The 18,355-nt window shown below is 63.3% G+C and carries 17 protein-coding genes; 7 read left to right on the top strand and 10 right to left on the bottom strand.

Translation table 11 applies throughout. The features are described 5' to 3' along the window. Positions 1–48 precede the first annotated feature (48 nt). Positions 49–1,644 (bottom strand): ABC transporter substrate-binding protein, encoded by a 1,596-nt coding sequence (locus tag LQV16_RS19370; protein ID WP_229995509.1) that lies wholly within the window; start codon positions 1,642–1,644, stop codon positions 49–51. A 118-nt stretch (positions 1,645–1,762) separates the two neighbouring features. Here LQV16_RS19370 and LQV16_RS19365 point away from each other — a divergent pair, with 118 nt between their 5' ends. Beyond that, on the top strand, positions 1,763–2,635 hold the full coding sequence (locus LQV16_RS19365) for a LysR family transcriptional regulator (protein WP_229995508.1): 873 nt from the start codon (positions 1,763–1,765) through the stop codon (positions 2,633–2,635). Between the two features lie 515 nt (positions 2,636–3,150). On the opposite strand, the gene LQV16_RS19360 is transcribed toward LQV16_RS19365, so the two are convergent. Next, positions 3,151–3,768 (bottom strand): TetR/AcrR family transcriptional regulator, encoded by a 618-nt coding sequence (locus LQV16_RS19360; protein ID WP_229995507.1) that lies wholly within the window; start codon positions 3,766–3,768, stop codon positions 3,151–3,153. 163 nt (positions 3,769–3,931) lie between these two features. On the opposite strand from LQV16_RS19360, the gene LQV16_RS19355 reads away from it, so the two are divergent. From LQV16_RS19355 to LQV16_RS19340, 4 genes are all read left to right on the top strand, one after another. After that, entirely contained in the window at positions 3,932–4,783 is an 852-nt protein-coding gene (locus LQV16_RS19355; RefSeq protein ID WP_229995506.1) for a carbon-nitrogen hydrolase family protein, read from the top strand. 10 nt (positions 4,784–4,793) lie between these two features. After that, the gene (locus tag LQV16_RS19350; protein ID WP_229995505.1) at positions 4,794–6,224 is read left to right on the top strand and encodes an APC family permease; all 1,431 of its coding nucleotides are present in this window, start codon (positions 4,794–4,796) and stop codon (positions 6,222–6,224) included. Between the two features lie 363 nt (positions 6,225–6,587). Further along, complete coding sequence (locus LQV16_RS19345; protein WP_229995504.1) at positions 6,588–6,866, top strand: hypothetical protein; 279 nt, start codon at positions 6,588–6,590, stop codon at positions 6,864–6,866. 91 nt (positions 6,867–6,957) lie between these two features. Continuing rightward, positions 6,958–7,350 carry a RidA family protein gene (locus LQV16_RS19340; RefSeq protein WP_229995503.1) on the top strand — a complete coding sequence of 131 codons (393 nt, stop codon included), beginning with the start codon at positions 6,958–6,960 and terminating at the stop codon, positions 7,348–7,350. Between the two features lie 229 nt (positions 7,351–7,579). On the opposite strand, the gene LQV16_RS19335 is transcribed toward LQV16_RS19340, so the two are convergent. The 6 genes from LQV16_RS19335 to LQV16_RS19310 all read right to left on the bottom strand — a co-directional run bounded on the left by LQV16_RS19335 (position 7,580) and on the right by LQV16_RS19310 (position 13,460). Then, positions 7,580–8,806 (bottom strand): MFS transporter, encoded by a 1,227-nt coding sequence (locus LQV16_RS19335; protein WP_229995502.1) that lies wholly within the window; start codon positions 8,804–8,806, stop codon positions 7,580–7,582. After that, a complete protein-coding gene (locus LQV16_RS19330) occupies positions 8,784–9,680 on the bottom strand; it encodes a dihydrodipicolinate synthase family protein (RefSeq protein ID WP_229995501.1) in 897 nt (298 codons plus the stop codon). Before LQV16_RS19330 ends, LQV16_RS19335 begins: the two co-directional genes overlap by 23 nt. A 149-nt stretch (positions 9,681–9,829) precedes the next feature. After that, entirely contained in the window at positions 9,830–10,687 is an 858-nt protein-coding gene (locus LQV16_RS19325; protein ID WP_229995510.1) for an EamA family transporter, read from the bottom strand. A gap of 120 nt (positions 10,688–10,807) precedes the next feature. Next, positions 10,808–11,548, bottom strand: a complete 741-nt coding sequence (locus LQV16_RS19320; RefSeq protein WP_229995500.1) for a phenylalanine--tRNA ligase beta subunit-related protein — start codon at positions 11,546–11,548, stop codon at positions 10,808–10,810. Beyond that, complete coding sequence (locus LQV16_RS19315) at positions 11,541–12,146, bottom strand: XRE family transcriptional regulator (RefSeq protein WP_229995499.1); 606 nt, start codon at positions 12,144–12,146, stop codon at positions 11,541–11,543. Before LQV16_RS19315 ends, LQV16_RS19320 begins: the two co-directional genes overlap by 8 nt. A 408-nt stretch (positions 12,147–12,554) precedes the next feature. Next, positions 12,555–13,460: a LysR family transcriptional regulator gene (locus LQV16_RS19310; protein WP_229995498.1), complete on the bottom strand. Its 906-nt coding sequence runs from the start codon at positions 13,458–13,460 to the stop codon at positions 12,555–12,557. Between the two features lie 73 nt (positions 13,461–13,533). On the opposite strand from LQV16_RS19310, the gene LQV16_RS19305 reads away from it, so the two are divergent. Then, positions 13,534–14,541, top strand: a complete 1,008-nt coding sequence (locus LQV16_RS19305; RefSeq protein ID WP_229995497.1) for an EamA family transporter — start codon at positions 13,534–13,536, stop codon at positions 14,539–14,541. Positions 14,542–14,628: 87 nt separating this feature from the next. On the opposite strand, the gene LQV16_RS19300 is transcribed toward LQV16_RS19305, so the two are convergent. After that, positions 14,629–15,405 carry an SDR family oxidoreductase gene (locus LQV16_RS19300; RefSeq protein ID WP_229995496.1) on the bottom strand — a complete coding sequence of 259 codons (777 nt, stop codon included), beginning with the start codon at positions 15,403–15,405 and terminating at the stop codon, positions 14,629–14,631. A gap of 213 nt (positions 15,406–15,618) precedes the next feature. On the opposite strand from LQV16_RS19300, the gene LQV16_RS19295 reads away from it, so the two are divergent. Continuing rightward, complete coding sequence (locus LQV16_RS19295; protein ID WP_229995495.1) at positions 15,619–17,232, top strand: FAD-binding oxidoreductase; 1,614 nt, start codon at positions 15,619–15,621, stop codon at positions 17,230–17,232. A gap of 62 nt (positions 17,233–17,294) precedes the next feature. Here the strand turns inward: LQV16_RS19295 and LQV16_RS19290 are convergent, their stop codons facing one another. Further along, positions 17,295–18,269, bottom strand: coding sequence for a helix-turn-helix domain-containing protein (locus tag LQV16_RS19290; RefSeq protein ID WP_229995494.1), 975 nt, complete (start codon positions 18,267–18,269; stop codon positions 17,295–17,297). Positions 18,270–18,355 lie beyond the last annotated feature (86 nt).

Raw genomic sequence — 18,355 nt, 5'->3', positions numbered from 1 at the left:
GGCCCGGGCTTTGTTGGTGCAGCCCGGGCCCTGACTGCGTCGTATCGTTTAGGCGGCGCGTTTGATGGGGGCGAAGAAGGCCGTGAACGGGTAATTTTCGTTGAAGGGGGGAACTTCCAACCCGGCCGGAACGACTGAGACTGTGCGGGCATCGTAGAGGAATGCGGCAGGTGCTTCCCTATAGAGGAGGTCCATGGCTTCCTTATAAAGGCCCTGGGCTGCGTCCCTGTCCGTTCCCGTCAAGGTTGCCGCCTTGTCAACCAATTTGTCGTACTCCGGGGAATTCCAATAGCTCAGGTTGAAGGATGGCTTTTCGCTGGAATGGAACAGCGTCGTGAGATTGTCGCTGCCGGCGTCGCTGTAAGTCGGCCAGTAGTTAAGTACAAAGATGTCCTGGGCGCTCTGAGGATCAGCCTTTGCGCTGTCCCATTGCTGGTTGAAAAGTTCGGCTTTCACGTCCAGCTTCACACCGATTTTGGCGAAGGCGTCCTTGATCAGTGGTACAAACCGTGCTTCCGCGGGATTCTCGGAGGCGTAGGTGAGTTTGAGGTTCATGCCGTCGGCATGACCAGCTGAGGCCAATAGTTGCTTGGCCTTTTCCAAGTCCTGGGAGTACTGCGGGACGTCCTGGCTGTAGGGGAAGATGCCGCTGGGAGCAGGGCCGTGGGACTGCGTGCCGTAGCCCTGCCCTCCGATGTCAATGATCTCTTTGTACGGAATCGCGTAGCTGAGCGCGCGGCGGACCTCCGGGTCGTTGAGTGGTGCGCGGCTGGTGTTAAACATGGCCAGGAAGTTGAACGGTGAGTTGAAGTCTTTCACCGTGAACTTCGGATCGATGGCCAGGGTCTTGACGTTTTCCAAGGGAATGTTGGTCGCGTAGTCCACCTCACCTGCGGTCAGCATCTGCTGGGCCGTGACTGCATCCGGGGTGATAGAGATGTCGACAAAGTCGAAGTGCGATGTAGCCTTTTTGTTCCAGTAGCCGTCGTACTTCTTCAGCACGACCTTAGAGCCGGGCTTGTAGGAGTCGATGGTGTAGGGGCCGGAGCCCGCGTCGATTCCGGCCTCGAAGTACTTGTCATTCTTGGCGGATGCGGCCAGGGCCTTCGGGGCAACGATCCAGGCGCCGTAGGTCGAGGAGGCGACGAGGTCCATCGGCGCAGCGTACTTCAGCTGCAGCGTGACAGTGGAGTCGTCCGGGGCGGTAACGCTCTCCACCGGTGCCCAGATGAAGGATGCGGCTGCATGGTCCCTGGCAGCGTCGATGCTGGCTTTGACCGCCGCGGCATTGATCGGCTCGCCGTCGTGGAAGGTGGCTCCGGAGCGGATCTTGAATGTCCAGGATTTTCCGTCGGCACTGGCGCTCCAGGACTCGGCTATTGCCGGGGAATACGCTTCTGCGGAACCTGCAGGGTTCTTCCAAAGCAGGGGTTCGTATATGTTGCCCATGTAGAGGGCTTCGGTGGAAAACGAACGAACCGGATCCCACGTAGTGATGGCTGCAGATGCGGCCACAGAGAAAACGTCGGGGCCGGAAGAAGCTTTGGGTGCGGCAGGACTGCATCCCGCCGCGCTAAGGGCAACGACGGCGGCTGTGGCCGTGACAAGCACGGTCCGAGCCGGGTGTGGAAATGAGAGTGCCAACAGAGACTCCTTGAAGAAGGGTGGGATGTGTGACGAGTCTAACTAGGTGTACCTATGCCTGGGAAATGCCTATGATGAGTAAAACTCATACCTTGGAGGCATAGTGGATTTGAGGCACTTGACGTATTTCCTGAGCATCGTTGATGAAGGATCAATCAATGCTGCTTCACGCTCTTTGCGGGTGGCCCAACCATCGTTATCCCGGCAGCTTCGCTCCTTGGAGCAGGACCTGGGACTCACCCTCTTCGATAGGTCAGGAGCAAAATTGTCGCTGACCGCGGCGGGCACTGCGTTTCTGCCCATCGCCAAGGACCTGGTCACCCGCGCCGCCCAGGCCAAATCATCCGCGCGGGCGATGGCCGGAGGTTCGGTGCAACGGCTTACGATAGCGGCAGCCTCTGCCACCGTTGCCGACATCATCGCCCCTTTCATTGTTTCGCAGGGGCCCGATGGAGTCCTGACCAATGTTGTCGAGGCGACCCCTGAGTTTGTCTACTCGGCGTTGCAGGACGGTAAGGCTGACTTTGCTCTGGGAACAAAGCCCCCACCATCCGAGCTCGAATCGGTTGTGGTTGGCAGGGCGTTCCTTTGGGCCCAGTGCAACGCCGAACACCCTCTTGCCGGGAGGGAGAAAATCAGCCTCCAGGAACTCGTCCAATGGCCTCTCATAACCATGACCGCTGATTTTGGTGTCCGCACAATGTTCGATGATGCTGTTAGCACTGAGCGCCTCACCTACACGACCGGATTTGAAGTACGCTCGGCCGTGGTCGGCCAAGCCTTGGCAGCCGCCGGCAAAGGCATCTGCGTGCTCTCGGATGATCCGAATTTCGGGGTGCACGCCATGCCCATCACTCATCGGGGAAAGGACCTCGTGTTCACTCTCTTCGGCGTCTGGAATCCGCTGCATTTCGCCGCGCCTGCGATAAGGGAGTGCCTGCAGAACCTTTCACGTTTCACCTCGCAGCTGTACCCCGCCGCTCGAATATAAAAAGGGATGCAATCCTCAACTCCCGGCCCTGTGGTTGAGGGGCCTCTCGAACTCTGAGTGATAGCTCACGAGATTCGCGGGGCGCGGCTCCGGGGGCAGTGGCCATCGACAGGAGCTCTCGAAGCTACTTCCACTGCCTATATAACGCCGATACTGGACCTTTCGTGAACCTGGGGGAGTGGTCGAACCAGGCACTCTTCGCGCGCAGGAGGCTGGGTGCGAGAGCCTGGCGAGTCTTCCTTGACTTCTTTCAGGACCGCACGCGCGGCTGCCGCGTCGTGAAGCTCGGCAGGTACTTCTCCTGTTCTTCGATCTTCCGGCGGTAGAAGTCGTGGGCGCTTTTTTTGTGATCCCCGGCGATTCGCGGATCTGGGCCCACGTCGGTCCGGATGCCGCGGCATCCTTTGGGGTCAACGACCCTGAGGACTGCATCGCCGGAGCATGCCGACGCACCGGGGCGGGCGCCCGATGAGTGGCGCCCGTCAACTTGCCTGTGTCCGCTGTTGCTCGGGGAGTCAGCTGAGATGCAAGTTGTTGCCGGTCTTGGCTTTTACCATGTTCGTCGCGTAGCTGATCAGGAATTCGTACTCGTCTTCCGGCGTCAGGTCGCCGAGGAGTACATCCATAACGAGGCCGTCCTCGAGGGCTACGAAGCTCCGGGCCAAGAATCCGGCTGGCGCTGAGAGGGTGAAGGCATCCTCCTGCGCGCCTCGTTCCAGGATCCCTTTGTAAAGGTTCGTTTGACGCTCCACGAACGCCATTTGCTGCCGAGCGGCTGCTTTGTTGCGCAGATAAACTGGGATGAGTTCCACGAGGATCCGGGAAGCGGTTTCGCTTTCCCCGGGCCAAGGTACGCCCGAGTGGATGCAGGCCCTCAGTTGCGCTTCAGGGTCGCTTTCGGCTTGGATGCGGGCCTCCCGGCGGTCACAGTACTCCGTAACTCCTTGATGGAAGACCTCGCTGAAGAGCTCGTCGACGTCCCGGTAGTAGTACAGCACCGCAGCCGGGGTGACGCCCGCTTCGTTGGCAATGTCGGAAAGGCGGGCCGCTGATGACCCTCTGTCCAGCAGGACTCGTCCTGCTGCTGCTACGAGTTGATCCCGGCGGGCTGTCTGATTCCGTGGTCTTGCCATGCTCACCATGCTTTCACACGGGCCTCGAAGTGACCCTTGACACACCCAGGTCCGTTAATTATTCTTTAATTAATCTTTAGTTAATGAAATCTCCCACGCTAGGAATGCTACCGTCATGACTCGACTTCTCCCTCTGGCTCTTGTGCAATCACCCGCTGAGTCCTTGACTGATTTTGCTGCCGGTCTCGAGCGAAGGGTCAAAGCGCATGCCGTCGCCGACCTTTTCGTTTACCCGGAGCTTCACTTGAACACGGTAGATTCTGCCGGGTTTGTGGACCGGCAGGCCTACATGGAAGCCTCGGCCGAACCTCTTGATGGCCCGCGCGGCCGTACCCTTGCCGAGCTTGCTGGAGACCTTGGGATCTGGCTTTTGCCTGGCAGCGTGCTTGAACGTGGTACGGACGGGCATATCTACAACACCGCCGTCGTCTACTCTCCACAAGGAAAAGCAGTAGCCGCGTACCGAAAGATCTTTCCCTGGAAGCCCTATGAGACTGTTTGTTCCGGTAAGGACTTCGTGGTCTTCGACATGACCGGCTACGGCCGCGTCGGTTTGTCGATTTGCTACGACGCATGGTTCCCCGAACACAGCAGGCACCTGGCCTGGATGGGGGCAGAGCTCGTCCTCAATGTTGTCCAGACCCCGACCAACGATCGTGTGCAGGAAGTTGTTATCGGCCAGGCCAACGCAATCGTGAACCAGAACTTCGTTGCGAGTGTGAACGCGGCGGGCCCACACGGGGTTGGACGGAGTTTCCTGGTTGATCCTGAAGGCCGCGTGCGAATTTCGGCAACCGGACCCGAAGACGCGACATTGGTTGATGTCATCGACCTGGACCAAGTAGGGAACGTACGCCAATATGGCACAGCGGGCGTCACCCGCCCCTGGGACCAGTTCGCTGAAAACGACGACAGCATTCCATTGCCGCTCTACGCGGGCCAGCTTGATCCCCGCCTGTGGCGGCAGACCAACGCCCCGTCACCCCTGACCAACCTCAGCACTGCCCCAGCCTAAGGAACTCCCCATGTCCGCTGAGAACATTAAACTTACCCCCAAGCTATCCCTGCTGTCGGTGGTCGTGTTCGGCTTGGCCTATATGGCTCCGGGAATCGTAATGACGATCTTCGGTATCATCTCCTCCACCAGCGACGGAACAGCCCCGACAGCATTCGCCCTCGCCACGGCCGCGATGCTGCTGACTGCCCTCAGCTACGCGAAAATGGCAAAGATCTTTCCGAACTCGGGATCGGCCTACGTGTATGCACGACGGCTCCTCGATTCCCGTGTCGGTTTCCTCGTCGGGTGGGCGATCCTCCTCGACTACCTCTTCCTTCCCACCGTGGCCTGGCTGTTCCAATCGTTCTACCTTGCAGCGCAGTTTCCCGGCATCCCCGTCTGGGCCTGGCTCGCTCTGAACGCTGGACTAACAACGATCATCAACGTCACGGGAATCGTGCTCACTGACCGTGTCAATAAAACGCTGACCCTTCTGGTTGTTACCCTCATCGGGATCTTCATCGCCTACTGCCTGGCCTACCTCGGGGGAAACCCGCCCGCGTCGTTCACAGACCCCTTCTGGAACAATGCCACGACGGTCGGCGGCGTCGCTGCCGCAGCCGCTATCGCTGCCTACGCCTTCCTGGGATTCGACGCCGTCAGCACACTCAGCGAAGAAACCAAAAACGCCCAGCGCAACATTCCCCGCGCGATCCTCCTGACCGTCCTCGTCGGCGGAATAATCTTCGTCGTGGTCTCCTACATCATGCAGCTCGTTCACCCCGGCGGAGACTTCGAGGAAGCAGCGACAGCAGCATACTCCATGCAGGTCCTCGTCGGCGGGCAGTTCTACGCCAACATCACCAACATGCTCTTCATCATCGGTGGGTTTGCGTCCGGGCTCGCCATCCAGGCCAGCACCAGCCGCCTCCTCTACGTCATGGGCCGCGACGGAGTCCTACCCCGCCGGCTCTTCGGCCGCCTCCACCCCCGAACCAAAACGCCCATCTTCAACCTGGTCCTCGTCGGTGCCGTGGCCATGCTGGCACTGAACATCTCCTTGGAAACCGCAACCTCCTTCATCAACTTCGGGGCCTTCCTGGCATTCACAGCCGTCAACCTCTGCGTCATCGCCTACTTCATCCGAAACCGCCGGCAAGGCAAAAAGCTTTCGATCATTGGCTTCATCGTCCTACCAATACTGGGCGCCGCCGTCGACATCTACCTTCTAACCCAGCTCAGTCCCATCGCCATCACCATCGGCTGCTGCTGGATCGGTCTGGGCGTTCTCTACCTCGTCTTCCTCACCAAAGGATTCCGCAAGGAACCACCAGAGATGGACCTCCACGACCGTGAGAGCCAGCCGGGCGAACCCACCAAGGAGGTTCAGCAACCAAACACTGACGACACACAGTCAACCAAGCAGACTGCCACCCAAGCGCAGCCCACCGAAATCTAAAACCCCGAGGAGCCATAAGGACGGGCCAGGCGCCAGCCTCCAGGCCCGTCCCTGTGTGTGGCGTACGCGATCTCAAGAAGCGGGACCTTGTCAGTTTCATTTGCCACCGTTCCCGTATCACGATGGGCGCTCTCCAAAGTCCGTACCGTTCCGAGTGACAACCCACTGCATCCCGGGCTGCGGAACCGCAACCCGGGATGCAGTGCAAGTTCGGGGGCAAACCTCCGGTCAAGAGAAATCCGATCGGGCGAGTCTGCCATCGCTGAAAGCCATTTCTTCGTCCCAAAGAGCCGATTCGCTACGTGCGTGCCCACATCATGAGCATCAAATCAAAGGCGATATTAAGAGCAAAGCAGGAGTCCAATGATTATCACGATCGAGGCCGACCGCTACTTCCACATCACAGGCCTATCCCCGACGGAAATCGAAGACAGTATCAACACGGCTGTCGAGATGGCCCGTGACCACTCGGTGAGTGAAGGATGGCAGGGCATTCTCGTCACCCGCCACGGACCTGACAATTACACAGTGAACCTCAGCGCTGATGTTCCCTACGGAGTAACTGTGGAACGGGACCTGCCGCAAGAAGTCCCGAGCAGGTGCCGGACGGCTGAGAGCTCACCGCAGCCGTGCCGGCAGTAGACTGAACATCAGCGAGCGGACTGCCGTGGTACCCGGTCGCCGGCCGGTACGCTCCGGCAGCGCGCGTCGTCCGACGGAGAGGACCTCAGCGATGGAGCTGACCTATGTGATGGCCGAGAGCGCCCCGGCGCCCGTGGGCCCCTACTCCCAAGCGTGCGGTATACCGAATGGTCTGCTGTTCCTTTCGGGGCAGACGCCCATCGACCCGGCGACCGGGCAGCTGGTCGGCGGTGGCATCGAGGAGCAGACCGCACGCGTCTTCGACAACCTTGGCCTCGTCCTCGAGGCGGCCGGCAGCAGCTGGCGCGATGTCGTCAAAGTCAGCGTCTTCCTCGTCGACATGGACGACTTCGCAGCGATGAACGCCGTGTACGCGAGGTACTTCGACGGCCAGTACCCCGCGCGCACGACGGTCGCCGTCGCCGGGCTCCCGCTCAGGGCGCGCGTCGAGATCGAACTGCAGGCGATGCGCCGAGTGGGGTGATCCAAACGCACGAGCACCTCGATTCGCTCACTCCCGAGATCGTCGACACAGCCAGAGAAGCCCTACCCATCGGCAACTAAGGCCTGCGAATTTACTGCCAAATAGCGCTGCGATCCACAAAATAACCGTGTGAATCGCAGAGCTATTTGGCGTTGTTTTGGCGTGCCTCTGGTGCACTCGCCGCGGCGTGCTGCCGGCCCGGGCGAGGGTGCTGTTGACTGCAGGCGGGCTAGTGCTTGGACAAGCGTGGACGGGAGCGCTCGATGATGCTGGACGTGGCAGTTGCTGCTGTGAGGGCGGTCGCCAGCAGAAGCGGTGCCCAGACCGTTTGTGTGATGGTTGCACCCGCGACGGCTGTTCCGGCTGATCCTGCAGCGATCTTGAGTGCGCCTACCCAGATGAAGACTTGGCCGCGAGCTTCGATGGGGGCGTATTCGCTGCGCGCGGCGAGTGTTGCCGCGAAGAACATCGCGTTGGCGATCCCTGCCAGGCCGAAGGCAATGAGGGAGGTGGGGAGTGTCGGAGTGAGCATCACCAGTATCAGCGTTGCCGCGACGAGTGCGGCGAGGGAGCTCATGAGAGGGTCTGCGTCGCGGCGAAGCGGTCGGAGCATGAGCCCTGCTGATCCGAGGAGATTTCCTATCCCGTAGGCTGCGACCAGTGTTCCGGCGGCTGAGGCCCCGCCGTACGCGGGAGCTGTCGCAACGGCGTAGATCGGTAGCGCGGCGACAGAGAATGCGACGGTCACGGTGAGTCCGAGGGTGCGGCGAAGCGGACCACGTGCCCAGATGAGGCTCAGTGTTCGACCGGGGGACGGCACGTCAACGGCCTTGTTGGGTGGCTCTTGCCTGGGGAGTGCGAGGACGGCTCCCGCACCAACGACGGCGGCTCCGGCCAGAACCAGTGTCGCGGTGAGTGCGTCAGATGCTGCCGCGATCCACGCGACCGCTGCGGGGCCGAGGGTGCCGCTGAGTCCGTAGCTTGCGACGTCCCAGCTTTGTGCTCTGCGTTGGCTGCGCTGCCCGGGGCCGGCGATGGAGGGCAGGCGGCTGCTGATCCCGCCGGTGAGCATCGGCCCGAAGATGCCCGAGGCAAAGAGCAGCATGGCTGGCCAGATCGCCCAGGCGACGGGCAGGAGCAGTGCAGCAGCACCGAGCAGCACGCCGTGGAGGACGGCAGCGGATGCGATCACTTTGCGTCCGTCGCGGGCTGTATCGAGGCGTCGTGCGATGAACGGGCCGAGCAGGTGGGGTGCGGTGATTGATGCTCCCAGGAGCCCGGCCAGCCAGCCAGGCATCCCGCAGGCGTGGGCTAGCAGCACGATGGCGACTACTGCGCCGCCGTCGGCGCTGCGAACCAGGGTCGCGGCGAAGACGTATCGGGCCAGCGCCCCGACCCGGCGGTCCTTCCTGCGTGGAACGCCGAGGCCGGCGCTACGAGTTAAGCCCGAGCTCATCGACAATCCTGCCAACATGGGCGCGCTGCTTCGCGGTCAATCCCTGGAGGGGAAGAGGCAGGCACGATGTTGATGCCAGTCCCAGCTGTTCCGCTATTGCCGCAACGACCCGGATACTCCCGCCAAACTCAGCAAACGACTCCCACAACGGTGCAAGCCGTTCGGATTCAGCGGTCGCGTCTGAGGCCCGCCCTTCCAGGACGGCCCGGGTGATCCGCATCGCCAGGGCGGGCAAGGTGCCGCCGATGACGGAGTACCAGGCATCGCACCCGGCGGCCAGTCCGGCGGAGGCTTTTGCGTCACCGGAAACTCCGATGGTCACGTGCGCCGGGACGGACGCCCGGATTTCCTGAACCCGCGCCTGTGCCTGCTCCGGATCGACTGGCACGCCCGGGATTTTGATGGAGGCGATACCGGGCAGTTCCGCGATGCGTCCGTAGAGTTCGGTGGTGAACGTGAAGTGGGTGGTGCCTGGGTTGTCATAGACGATGACGGGCAGCGACGAGTTCGCGGTGACGGTTCGGAAGAGTTCGAACACGTCATCGTCGGTGAGGGGTTGATAGGTCATGGGGGCCAGCAGGAGACCGGAAGCCCCCGCCTGTTCTGCCTTTTCAGCGTTGGCCAGGACGTGTGAGGTCCGCAAGGCCCCGATACCAATGAACACGGGTGTTTTGCCGGCGTGTTCGACGGCGAGACGGGCGACGCGGTTTCGTTCCTCGCTGCTCAGGTAGGCGTAGGAGCCGGTGGATCCGAGTGCGGTAATGGAGTCGACCTTCGCCTCGGCGAGCCGTTCGATCAGGCGGACGAAGGCGTGCTCGTCGACAGCATCGTTGGCCAGAGGGGTCAGGGGGAAGGCGCTCAAGCCGGTGAACATGGGTATAACTCCTTTGTTTGAATCACAGGGAAGCAAAAATCTGAGGCAGCTGCCGGTGCCTAGGCGGGCTGAGCTGCGGGGCCCTGTAAGCAGGGGAATTCTCCCGCAGCGACAGTTCTGGCGGACGCGCCTATTTGGAGGACTGTCGTCTACTTCGGTCCTTGGCTGATGAGGCCGGGGTCGGTGCGGGCGGCGGCGTGTTCGCGGGAGCGCGGTTGCCGTCGGCCACCGCGTTGCGCGGCGGCGCCGGCAAGGACGACGAGCGTGATGCCACCGAATTGGGTGAGCGAGGGCTGCTGGTGCAGCACGAGCAGCCCGAGGAGCACCCCGAAGGCGGGTTCGAGGGCCATCAGGGTACCGAACGCGGTGGGCGTCATCCGGCGCAGGGCGAGCATCTCGAGCGCCATTGGCAGCACCGGCATCAGGACGGCCAGTCCGAAAGCGACGGAGAGGACACCGAGGTTGAGATGTCCGGCGGACTGCGGGATGCCGACGACCGCTGCCGTGGCAGCGGCGACGGGAACGGTGAGTGAAAGCGCGCCGATGCCCGTGAAGCGGTCGCCGATCCGTTGGGTGAGCACAATGTAGACGGCCCACCCGACGGCCGCGAGCCCTGCCAACCCGATACCGGCGAGGTTGATCTCACCAGCCCAGGGTTCGGTCAGCAGGACGACGCCCAGCAGCGCCAGGGCTGGCCAGATAAGCGCCCGTGCGCTGTGGCTGCGCACCGCGGCGACGGTCAGCGGACCGAGGAACTCGATCGCGACGGCGGTGCCGAGCGGGATACGTTCGATGGAGGCGAGGAAAGCGATGGTCATCAGTCCGGTGGCGACGCCCAGCCCCAGGAGCACGGGGACGTCGTGGCGGCGGAGCGTGCGCAATGGGGGTCGGGCGATGGCCAGGAAGACGAGTGCCCCCACGCTGAGTCTGAGCCAGGCGGTTCCGGCCGGCCCCACCGCCGCGATCAGATCCACTGACAGGGCCGAGCTCAGCTGGACCGAGAGCATGGCGGCCACGGCCAGTCCCCACGGCGGAACGGGGACATTGTTGGGGGCGCGCTGGCTCACGGCTGGCCCTTTCGGGCCTGCCGGTCACCGATCTCGCGTGTCCGGGAGTGGATGAGCATGTCAGTCTCCTTCATTGACTATCGGGCCGGCGGTTATCAGGCGGCGGGCGACCCTGACGTCGGGACCGAGCCGGGTCAGCCGGGCGGCGAGGTCCTCGGCTGCGGCGTGGAGCGCCGCATCGGTCATGGGTTCGAGCGCGTCGAGGATGAACAGCGCGGAGGTGGTGTGCTCGCCGAGTTGGGTGCGGCGTGCCTGGCGCCAGTTCCAGCGCCGGCAGGTCACGCCGGCGTCGTCGCACCACACCACCTCGCCAGGTTCCGGGTGTTCGATCACCGCGGCGCCGTCGGCGGCGGTATCAAAGGGCTCCTTGCCGGTGGCGCGGACCAGCCGTGGCGCACCGCTGTAGCGGGTCAGATCCTCCCCGCCCAGCGGGATCTGGTGAATCACCGAGACCGCGTTATAGAGGTCGGTGAGACGGTTCACCCGGGGCAACCCGGACACCGCACGGCGCAGGAGCGCTTCCAGGCTGTTGCGCGTGCGGCTGGGTTTGGCACCGAAGGCCTGGTAAGCCTCGCGCCACGCAGCCACGTGCGGGAGCTGCTCAACCGGCCGGCCGTTGAGCAGCTCCCGGGCTGCGGATTCCGCCGTCCGGAGCAGCTCCTCACCGGCCTGGTCACTCGGGCCCGGGACGAGTCCGTCAACGGCCAGCAGCAACGCCCGGTAGTCGGGCCGCAGCGCGAACACGGCGGCGTCAACCTGGCCGCCGTCGAGAAATTCCTGAAGCATGCCCGACTCAGGCATCGGACGCCTCCGGACGGTGTCCTGTCCCCACGCCCGGCTCGAAGACGGCCAGGGAGAACCTCGCGGGCTCTGTGCCCGGGTTGGCGTAAGAGTGTGCCACGTCGCCCGGGAACGTCAACGCATCACCTGCATCGAGGGTGACTGATTGACTTGCGACCTCCACCGTGACCGTGCCCTGCTGGACCTGCAAAAGCTCCTTGGTGCCCGATGTGTGGGCCTCGCTCACATGGCGATCGCCGGGACCCAGCGTCCAGTCCCACAGTTCAACCACGTCCGGCGGTTCGGTGCCGGCCACCAACACCCCGCGGCCGCCGGACTCACCGCTCCACAAAGCAGCGCCCTCACCACTGCGCGTGACCTTCACCGGCTTCGGGCGAGGTGGCTCGACCAACGCCGGCAGCCCCACACCCAGCGCGTCGCTGATCCTCAGCAGGGTTCCCACGCTGGGATTCGCGGCACCCTGCTCCACGTTGACGACCATCCTGCGGCTTACCCCTGCGGACTCCGCCAGCTGATCAAGCGTCCAGCCCCGCGACTGCCTCTCCTGCTTAACCCGGGCGCCGATTGCCAGCGCCAGGCTCGTTGTACTTTCATCCATAAGTGCATCATACTGCACTTCTAGTGCACTAGACTACTGACCGTCGTTCGGCCGCCCATCAACGAGTGGCCAAAAAGACCCTCTTGAGCTTCGACGTCGCACCTCATGCCGCCAATCAGGACCAAACCGTGCATGACTCTTGTCGACGACCTTTTGTGAGACTACTCGGAAGTGTCAATTTTCGAAGTCGTCTGCACCACTTCATGCGGAAGTACGGGGTTGTGCAGGCGATTTTGAACATCTGAGTGTTCAAAGTTGCCTGTACGGTCTGCATTTTGATCCGTAGTCGGCTGCACAAACCGTCAGGGCACGCCCGGAGACGGGCTTCTGGGCTTAGTGATACTCGGCCGTCAGAGTCTCCGGTGGTGATGCGGAGAGGGCGCCTGTTACTTTGCGCCGGGGGCGCCTCTAGCTCGCAGCTGGGCCTGCAATCTTGCGCAGGAGGCCGGCAAGGTGCTGAATGCCCGGGCTTTCGGTCATGGTCCTGCGGTGCACCATCCCCACACGACGAGCCGGCACGGGATGGACCGGTACAGTGACCACATCCGCGGGCAGTGCGGGCCTGCCGAGACGAGGCACGAGCGCCACCACGGCCCCTTGCTCCACCAGCGCGATGTGGGTTGCGAAGTCCGGATCGTAGACCTGGATATCCGGGACACGACCCAGATCGGCAAAAATCCGCAATAGGGCTTCGTTGCAGATGGCGCCGTGCGGGGTGCTGATCCAGCGCTCATCAACCATATCGGCAGCTTCCACCTCCGCCCTTCCTGCCAGGGGGTGGTTGCGGTGAACCAGGAGATCCGCGATGTCATCGCAAAGCCACTCGAGCTTCACGTGCTCTGGAATCACAAGCGGGACGGAGTTCCAGTCGTGGACGATGCCGAGGTCGGCTTCCCCGCCGGCTACACGTGCCACGGCTTCACGTGGGTCCTCGGCCAGCACGGTGACGTCCAGATCAGTTTCGGAGGAAGCGAGCATGCCCAGCATCGGCCCCACCAGCCCCCGGCACGCGGTGGAGAAGGACACCACCTTCAAGCGGCCATACGGTTTGGCGGGATCGGCCAGGAGCGTGGACTGGAGTTCTTCCAGTTCGGCGAGAATGCGGCGCCCATAAGCGGCCAAGGCAAGTCCGCGTTCAGTCAGCAGCACCCCTCGGCCATGCCGCTCCAGGACCGAGAAACCAGTCTGCTTTTCCAGCTTCTTGATCTGCTGCGATACCGCCGACGGGCTGAAGCCCATCACCCCTGATGCTGCAATGACGGAACCATGGTGCTCAATCGCTGCCAGCGCACGGAGCGCTCCGATGTCTATCATGAAGCAAACGTACATGTTATTCGGTATGAATCAATGCTGGTGCTTCATTCTCCTCTCTGTCAAGGTGAGGAGCGTGAACCTTCGCCATTCCTTGCTTGCCACCCTCGTCGCTGTCTTGTGGGGCCTAAACTTCGTGGCCATCGACTTGGGCCTCCACACCAACGGACGCGACGTTCCGCCGTTGCTGTTCGTGGCCATGCGGTTTGTCCTGGTGGTCTTCCCCTGGATTTTCTTCGTGCGCAAACCTGAGGTCAGCTGGGCAGCAATAATCGGCGTCGGACTCTTTATGAGCGCCGGCCAGTTCGGGCTGCTGTACCTGGCCATGGCGCTGGGCATGCCGGCTGGTCTGGCCTCACTGGTACTCCAGGCGCAGGTTCTGCTTACGGTTCTGTTGGCCGCCGTGTTCCTTGGCGAGCGGCCCAGCGGGCGTCAGTTGGCCGGCGTCGTACTTGGCGTCGCCGGCCTGACGGTAGTGGCGGTGGGCCGCAGTGCCGTTGCCCCGCTACTTCCGTTCCTCATTGTGCTGGCCGCGGCGCTTTCCTGGGCTGTGGGCAACGTGGTTGCACGCAAAGCCAAGGCGGCCTCGGGGCTGGGGCTGGTGGTCTGGTCGGGTGCGGTGGTCCCGCTCCCGCTCGCCGGACTTTCACTGATCATCGATGGTCCCGATGCCATCACCGCAACGATCGGAGACCTCCAGCCCGCCACTGTCCTGAGCGCGCTCTACACCGCGGTTTTCGCTTCGATGGTGGGCTACGGGATCTGGAACCGGCTGCTCGCGAAATACTCGCCGTCGGCCGTGGTCCCGTTCACGCTGCTAGTGCCGGTCGTGGGGATGAGCGCCGCGTGGCTGGCCCTGCAGGAGGTGCCCTCGGCCACGGAAGTGGCTGGCGGACTGCTCCTGCTGGGAGGAGTGGCGACGGCGGTGCTCACCAGAAGCGGTGGGCGGATGCAACGGCAGGGCCCCGCTTTGCCGCCAGCTTTGGGCCCGGCTTCGGCCAGTGGCTTGCGGGTCGCAGACGCCGACGAACAAAACCTACAGCGACTGCAGGGATCAGCCAGCGGAAAACCGTCCCAGAACTGACATGAAGGGATCGACTGCCCGTCTCGCTGAGGTCCTGTTCGGTGGTCCATACAGGTTTCACCGATTGAGGCCCGGTCTCGCTCGGACCTACATCATCGCGCTGGCTCCGCCGTCTACAACCAGGTGGGTTCCCGTGACCCATTTCGCTTCTTCGGAGGCGAGGTAGAGGCCGGCATACGCGACGGCGATCGGGTCCCCGGGTTTGCCGTCAATCGTGCGCTCGACGATCGGGGCGACCGGTGCGTTCTCGCCAAATTCCTCGAACATCGCGAGTACCGGCGGAGTCGCCATGACACCAGGACTCACGCAATTGACGCGAATCCCGACGGCGACACCTTCGGCGGCGAGCTGCCGAGTCAGGGCGATAACGGCCCCTTTCGCGGCGGCATGGGCGGCCTGCGGCAGGGCTCGGGCACCCTGGATTCCGGCGCCCGAACCGATGTTGACGATTGCACCGCCGACGGCGGCCAGATGCGGCCAGGCGCTTTGGCAGGCATGCCACACCAGGTCCAGCTCGTTCTGGATGGTGAACCGGTATTCCTCGCCGCTCATCTGGGCGAACGGCGCGAATTTCGGCATGCTGGCGTTGTTGTAGAGCACGTCGATGCGGCCGTGGCGTTCGATCGCGCCGGCGACCCAGCGATCGATGTTTTCCCGGTTGCCCAGGTCCAAGGGGGCGCTTGATTCGATCGCGCCTCCGTCGGCCTCCACCAGGCGGACCGTCTCTGCAGCTCCGTCGGCATCGAGGTCGCAACCGACGACCGTGGCACCCTCACGTGTGAACAGCCGGGCGGTCACCCGGCCCATTCCGCCCCCGATTCCTGTCAACAGGACGACTTTTCCTTCCAGACGACCACCGGCCATGGTTCCTTCTCCGTTCAACTCGTCATATGTATTGGGCCCCATGCAACCACGGCGAGGAGGGGGCCAGAGGCCGGAGCGGTGTGATGGTGCAGTTTGTGCACACTTCTGTGCACGAACTGCACCATGGGGCCGGAATCTCCCCACTCCGGTGCCAGATGGCACAGGATGAACGGCACGTGTTAGACACGACACACTGCATCAAAGGAGATCCAGATGAGCAACACCCCCATGACGTCGACTCGCCCGCTCCCGCCCGGCGTTACCGAATCCGACCTCGAAGAGGCACTGGCCGCGTTCGCCGTCGCGATCGGCGAAGACAATGTCGCAAGCGATGCCGAGTCCCTGCAGGACTTCCAGGATCCCTTTCAGGTTCCCGGCTCCGCCACGAATCTCCCCTCCGCCGTCGTCAGCCCGACGAGCACCGAGGACGTCCAGGCGATCGTTCGGATCGCCAACGAGCACCGCATCCCGTTGTGGCCCATTAGCCGCGGCAAGAACAACGGCTACGGCGGTGCCGCACCTCAGGTGCGTGGCTCAGTAATGGTGTCGTTCCGGAGCATGAACCGCGTTCTGGAGATTAACGAAGAGCTCGGCTACGCGATTGTTGAGCCCGGCGTGAGCTGGTACGACCTGCACGAAGCGATCAAGGCCGGCGGGCACAACCTTGTCGCGTCCATCGTCGACATAGGTTGGGGAGGCGTCGTCTCGAACACGCTCGAGCATGGGCTCACCTACATGCCGTACTCGATCGACCAGGCCTCGCACTGCGGGTTCGAGGTCGTGCTCCCGAACGGAGACCTCATGCGAACCGGCTCGGGCGCGATGGACAACAACCCGACCTGGCCGCTGTACAAGCGAGGCCTGGGGCCGACCTCGACCGAGATGTTCATGCAGTCGAACTACGGAATCGTCACGAAGATGGGCTACTGGCTCATGCCGAAGCCCGAGGTGTACATGCCGCTCTGGCTGCGCGTCTGGGATGACGCGCAGATGCCCGCCGTGGTCGATGCGCTGCGCGAACTCATGCTCGCCGGCGCCATCGACATGCGCCCGCAGCTGTCGAACACGCTGTGCATGGCATCGATGCTCACCACGCGCGCCGAGTGGTTCGACGGCGAGGGGCCGATGCCCGAGGAAATCATCGACAAAATCGCCAAGGAGTTGGGACTGGGACGCTGGATGATGCGGTTCGCGCTCTACGGAGACGAAGCGGTGGTCGATCACAACTTCGAGAAGCTCAAGACGCGCTTCTTGCAGATCCCGAGCGTAGAGCTCATGGGCGAGAAGCACGGGGCCGATGCGTGGGAGACGCTGCCCAATCCGCACGAGCGCGTGCAGATCGGCGTGCCGAGCCAGGATCTCTACAAGATGGCAGGATGGTCTGGCGGCGAGGAGGGAGGCCACGTCGATTTCTCGCCGGTAATCCCGCTCACGTCCCAGCACGCGATGGCCGCGCAGAAGCTGATGGCCGAGATGTGCGCCGAAGCGGGCCTTGATTTCCTTGGTGGCATGCTCCCCATCAACGCGCGCGCAACCACGTTTATCAACGTCATCCCCTTCGACACGAAAAACCCGGAGCAGGTCGCCAAAGCGTACGCCGTGGCCAAGCGCATGGTCGCCGAGGCCGGCAAGCGCGGCTACGGCGAATACCGGGCGCACCTGTCCTTCATGGATCTCGCGGCCGACCAGTTCGGCTTCAACGACCACGCGCTGCGGCGCTTCAACGAGACGATCAAGGACACGCTCGACCCGAACGGAATCATCGCTCCGGGCAAGTCAGGGATCTGGGGCACCCGACTGCGGGAGGCCGGCTTCCCCCAGGCCTGATCGCGCATCTTTGGGGAGCCCCCCGCCCCGCCCAACGGGCGGGTGCTGGGGAAGATCCCGCCCTAACAAACGGGCGGGGTCTTCCCCACAGGCTCCGGCAGATGCCTGGCTTCCCGTGGGGCGCAGCCGTGGACCTCGCGGAAGGCTCTGCTGAAGCTTGCCGGATGGCGGTATCCCCACCTCGTCGCGACCGTCGCGATCGTCGATTCCGGGGACCGCCGCAGCTCGCCCACGGCACCCTCGAACCGGCGTTCGCGGATCCAGGCCGACACTCCGGTGCCGGAGGCCGAAAAGAGCTTGTGGACGTAGCGCGTGGACACGTAGTGGGCCCGAGCGATCCGCTCTGGCCCGAGTTCCGGGTCGTGCAGGTGGTCCATCACGAACCGCTGCATCCGCGCAAGCAGTACCTCGGGCCGGGAACGCGGATCGGAAATCTCCTGCGCGCCGTACATGCTGCGAAGCAAGGGCAGCAGCATCTCTGCAGCGCCTTCCCCGTCAGGGCTTGAGAGCCCGCCGCCGCTCGTTGTGGTTCGGGCTAGCTGTACGAGGAACGGGGTTCCCGGCCCAGCGAGCCGTCCCTGGCCCGAATCCACCCGTGTCGCGGAACGCCGGGCGATGCCCTCGGCCTGCGCCCCGATGAACCATTTGGGAATGCTGAATACGAGCACCTCGAAACCCTTGCGGCCCTCAAAGGTGGAAGGCCGCGACGTATCGTGGCACGCAATGTCACCGGGGCGAAGAAGGCAGCTGCGATCGTCCTGTTCGATATGGATCGTGCCCCTGGTCATCAGATACAGCAAGATGCACTCCGGATCGGCGGTCGCGATCATCCGCTGCGTGCGTGCCACCCGGTGGGCAAGCCCCTGGATGGACCGGACCCCGACCGGCCCGACCTGGCCACCGGCCAAGCGGGCGTCGAAGGTGGGCGCTCCGACCGATTCGACGTGCATCGGGAAGAAGCGTTCGGCGATCCCCGCCGACCAGTAGTCCCGGCGCTCGGCCGGAGGAACCGACCGAGTATCCAGGACGGAAGTCATTGGTCCACCTCAGATGAGGATCCGTCGTAGATCTGCGGTGCAGCTAAGCACATGCCGAGTAGGGGAGGGCGGGCGTTGCCGTGGGC

The sequence above is a fragment of the Arthrobacter sp. Bi26 genome (genome assembly GCF_918697925.1).
In the GTDB taxonomy this organism is placed as follows: domain Bacteria; phylum Actinomycetota; class Actinomycetes; order Actinomycetales; family Micrococcaceae; genus Arthrobacter.
The sequence above is the reverse complement of the archived record's forward strand: the minus strand, read 5'-3'. Positions and strand labels throughout refer to the sequence as shown.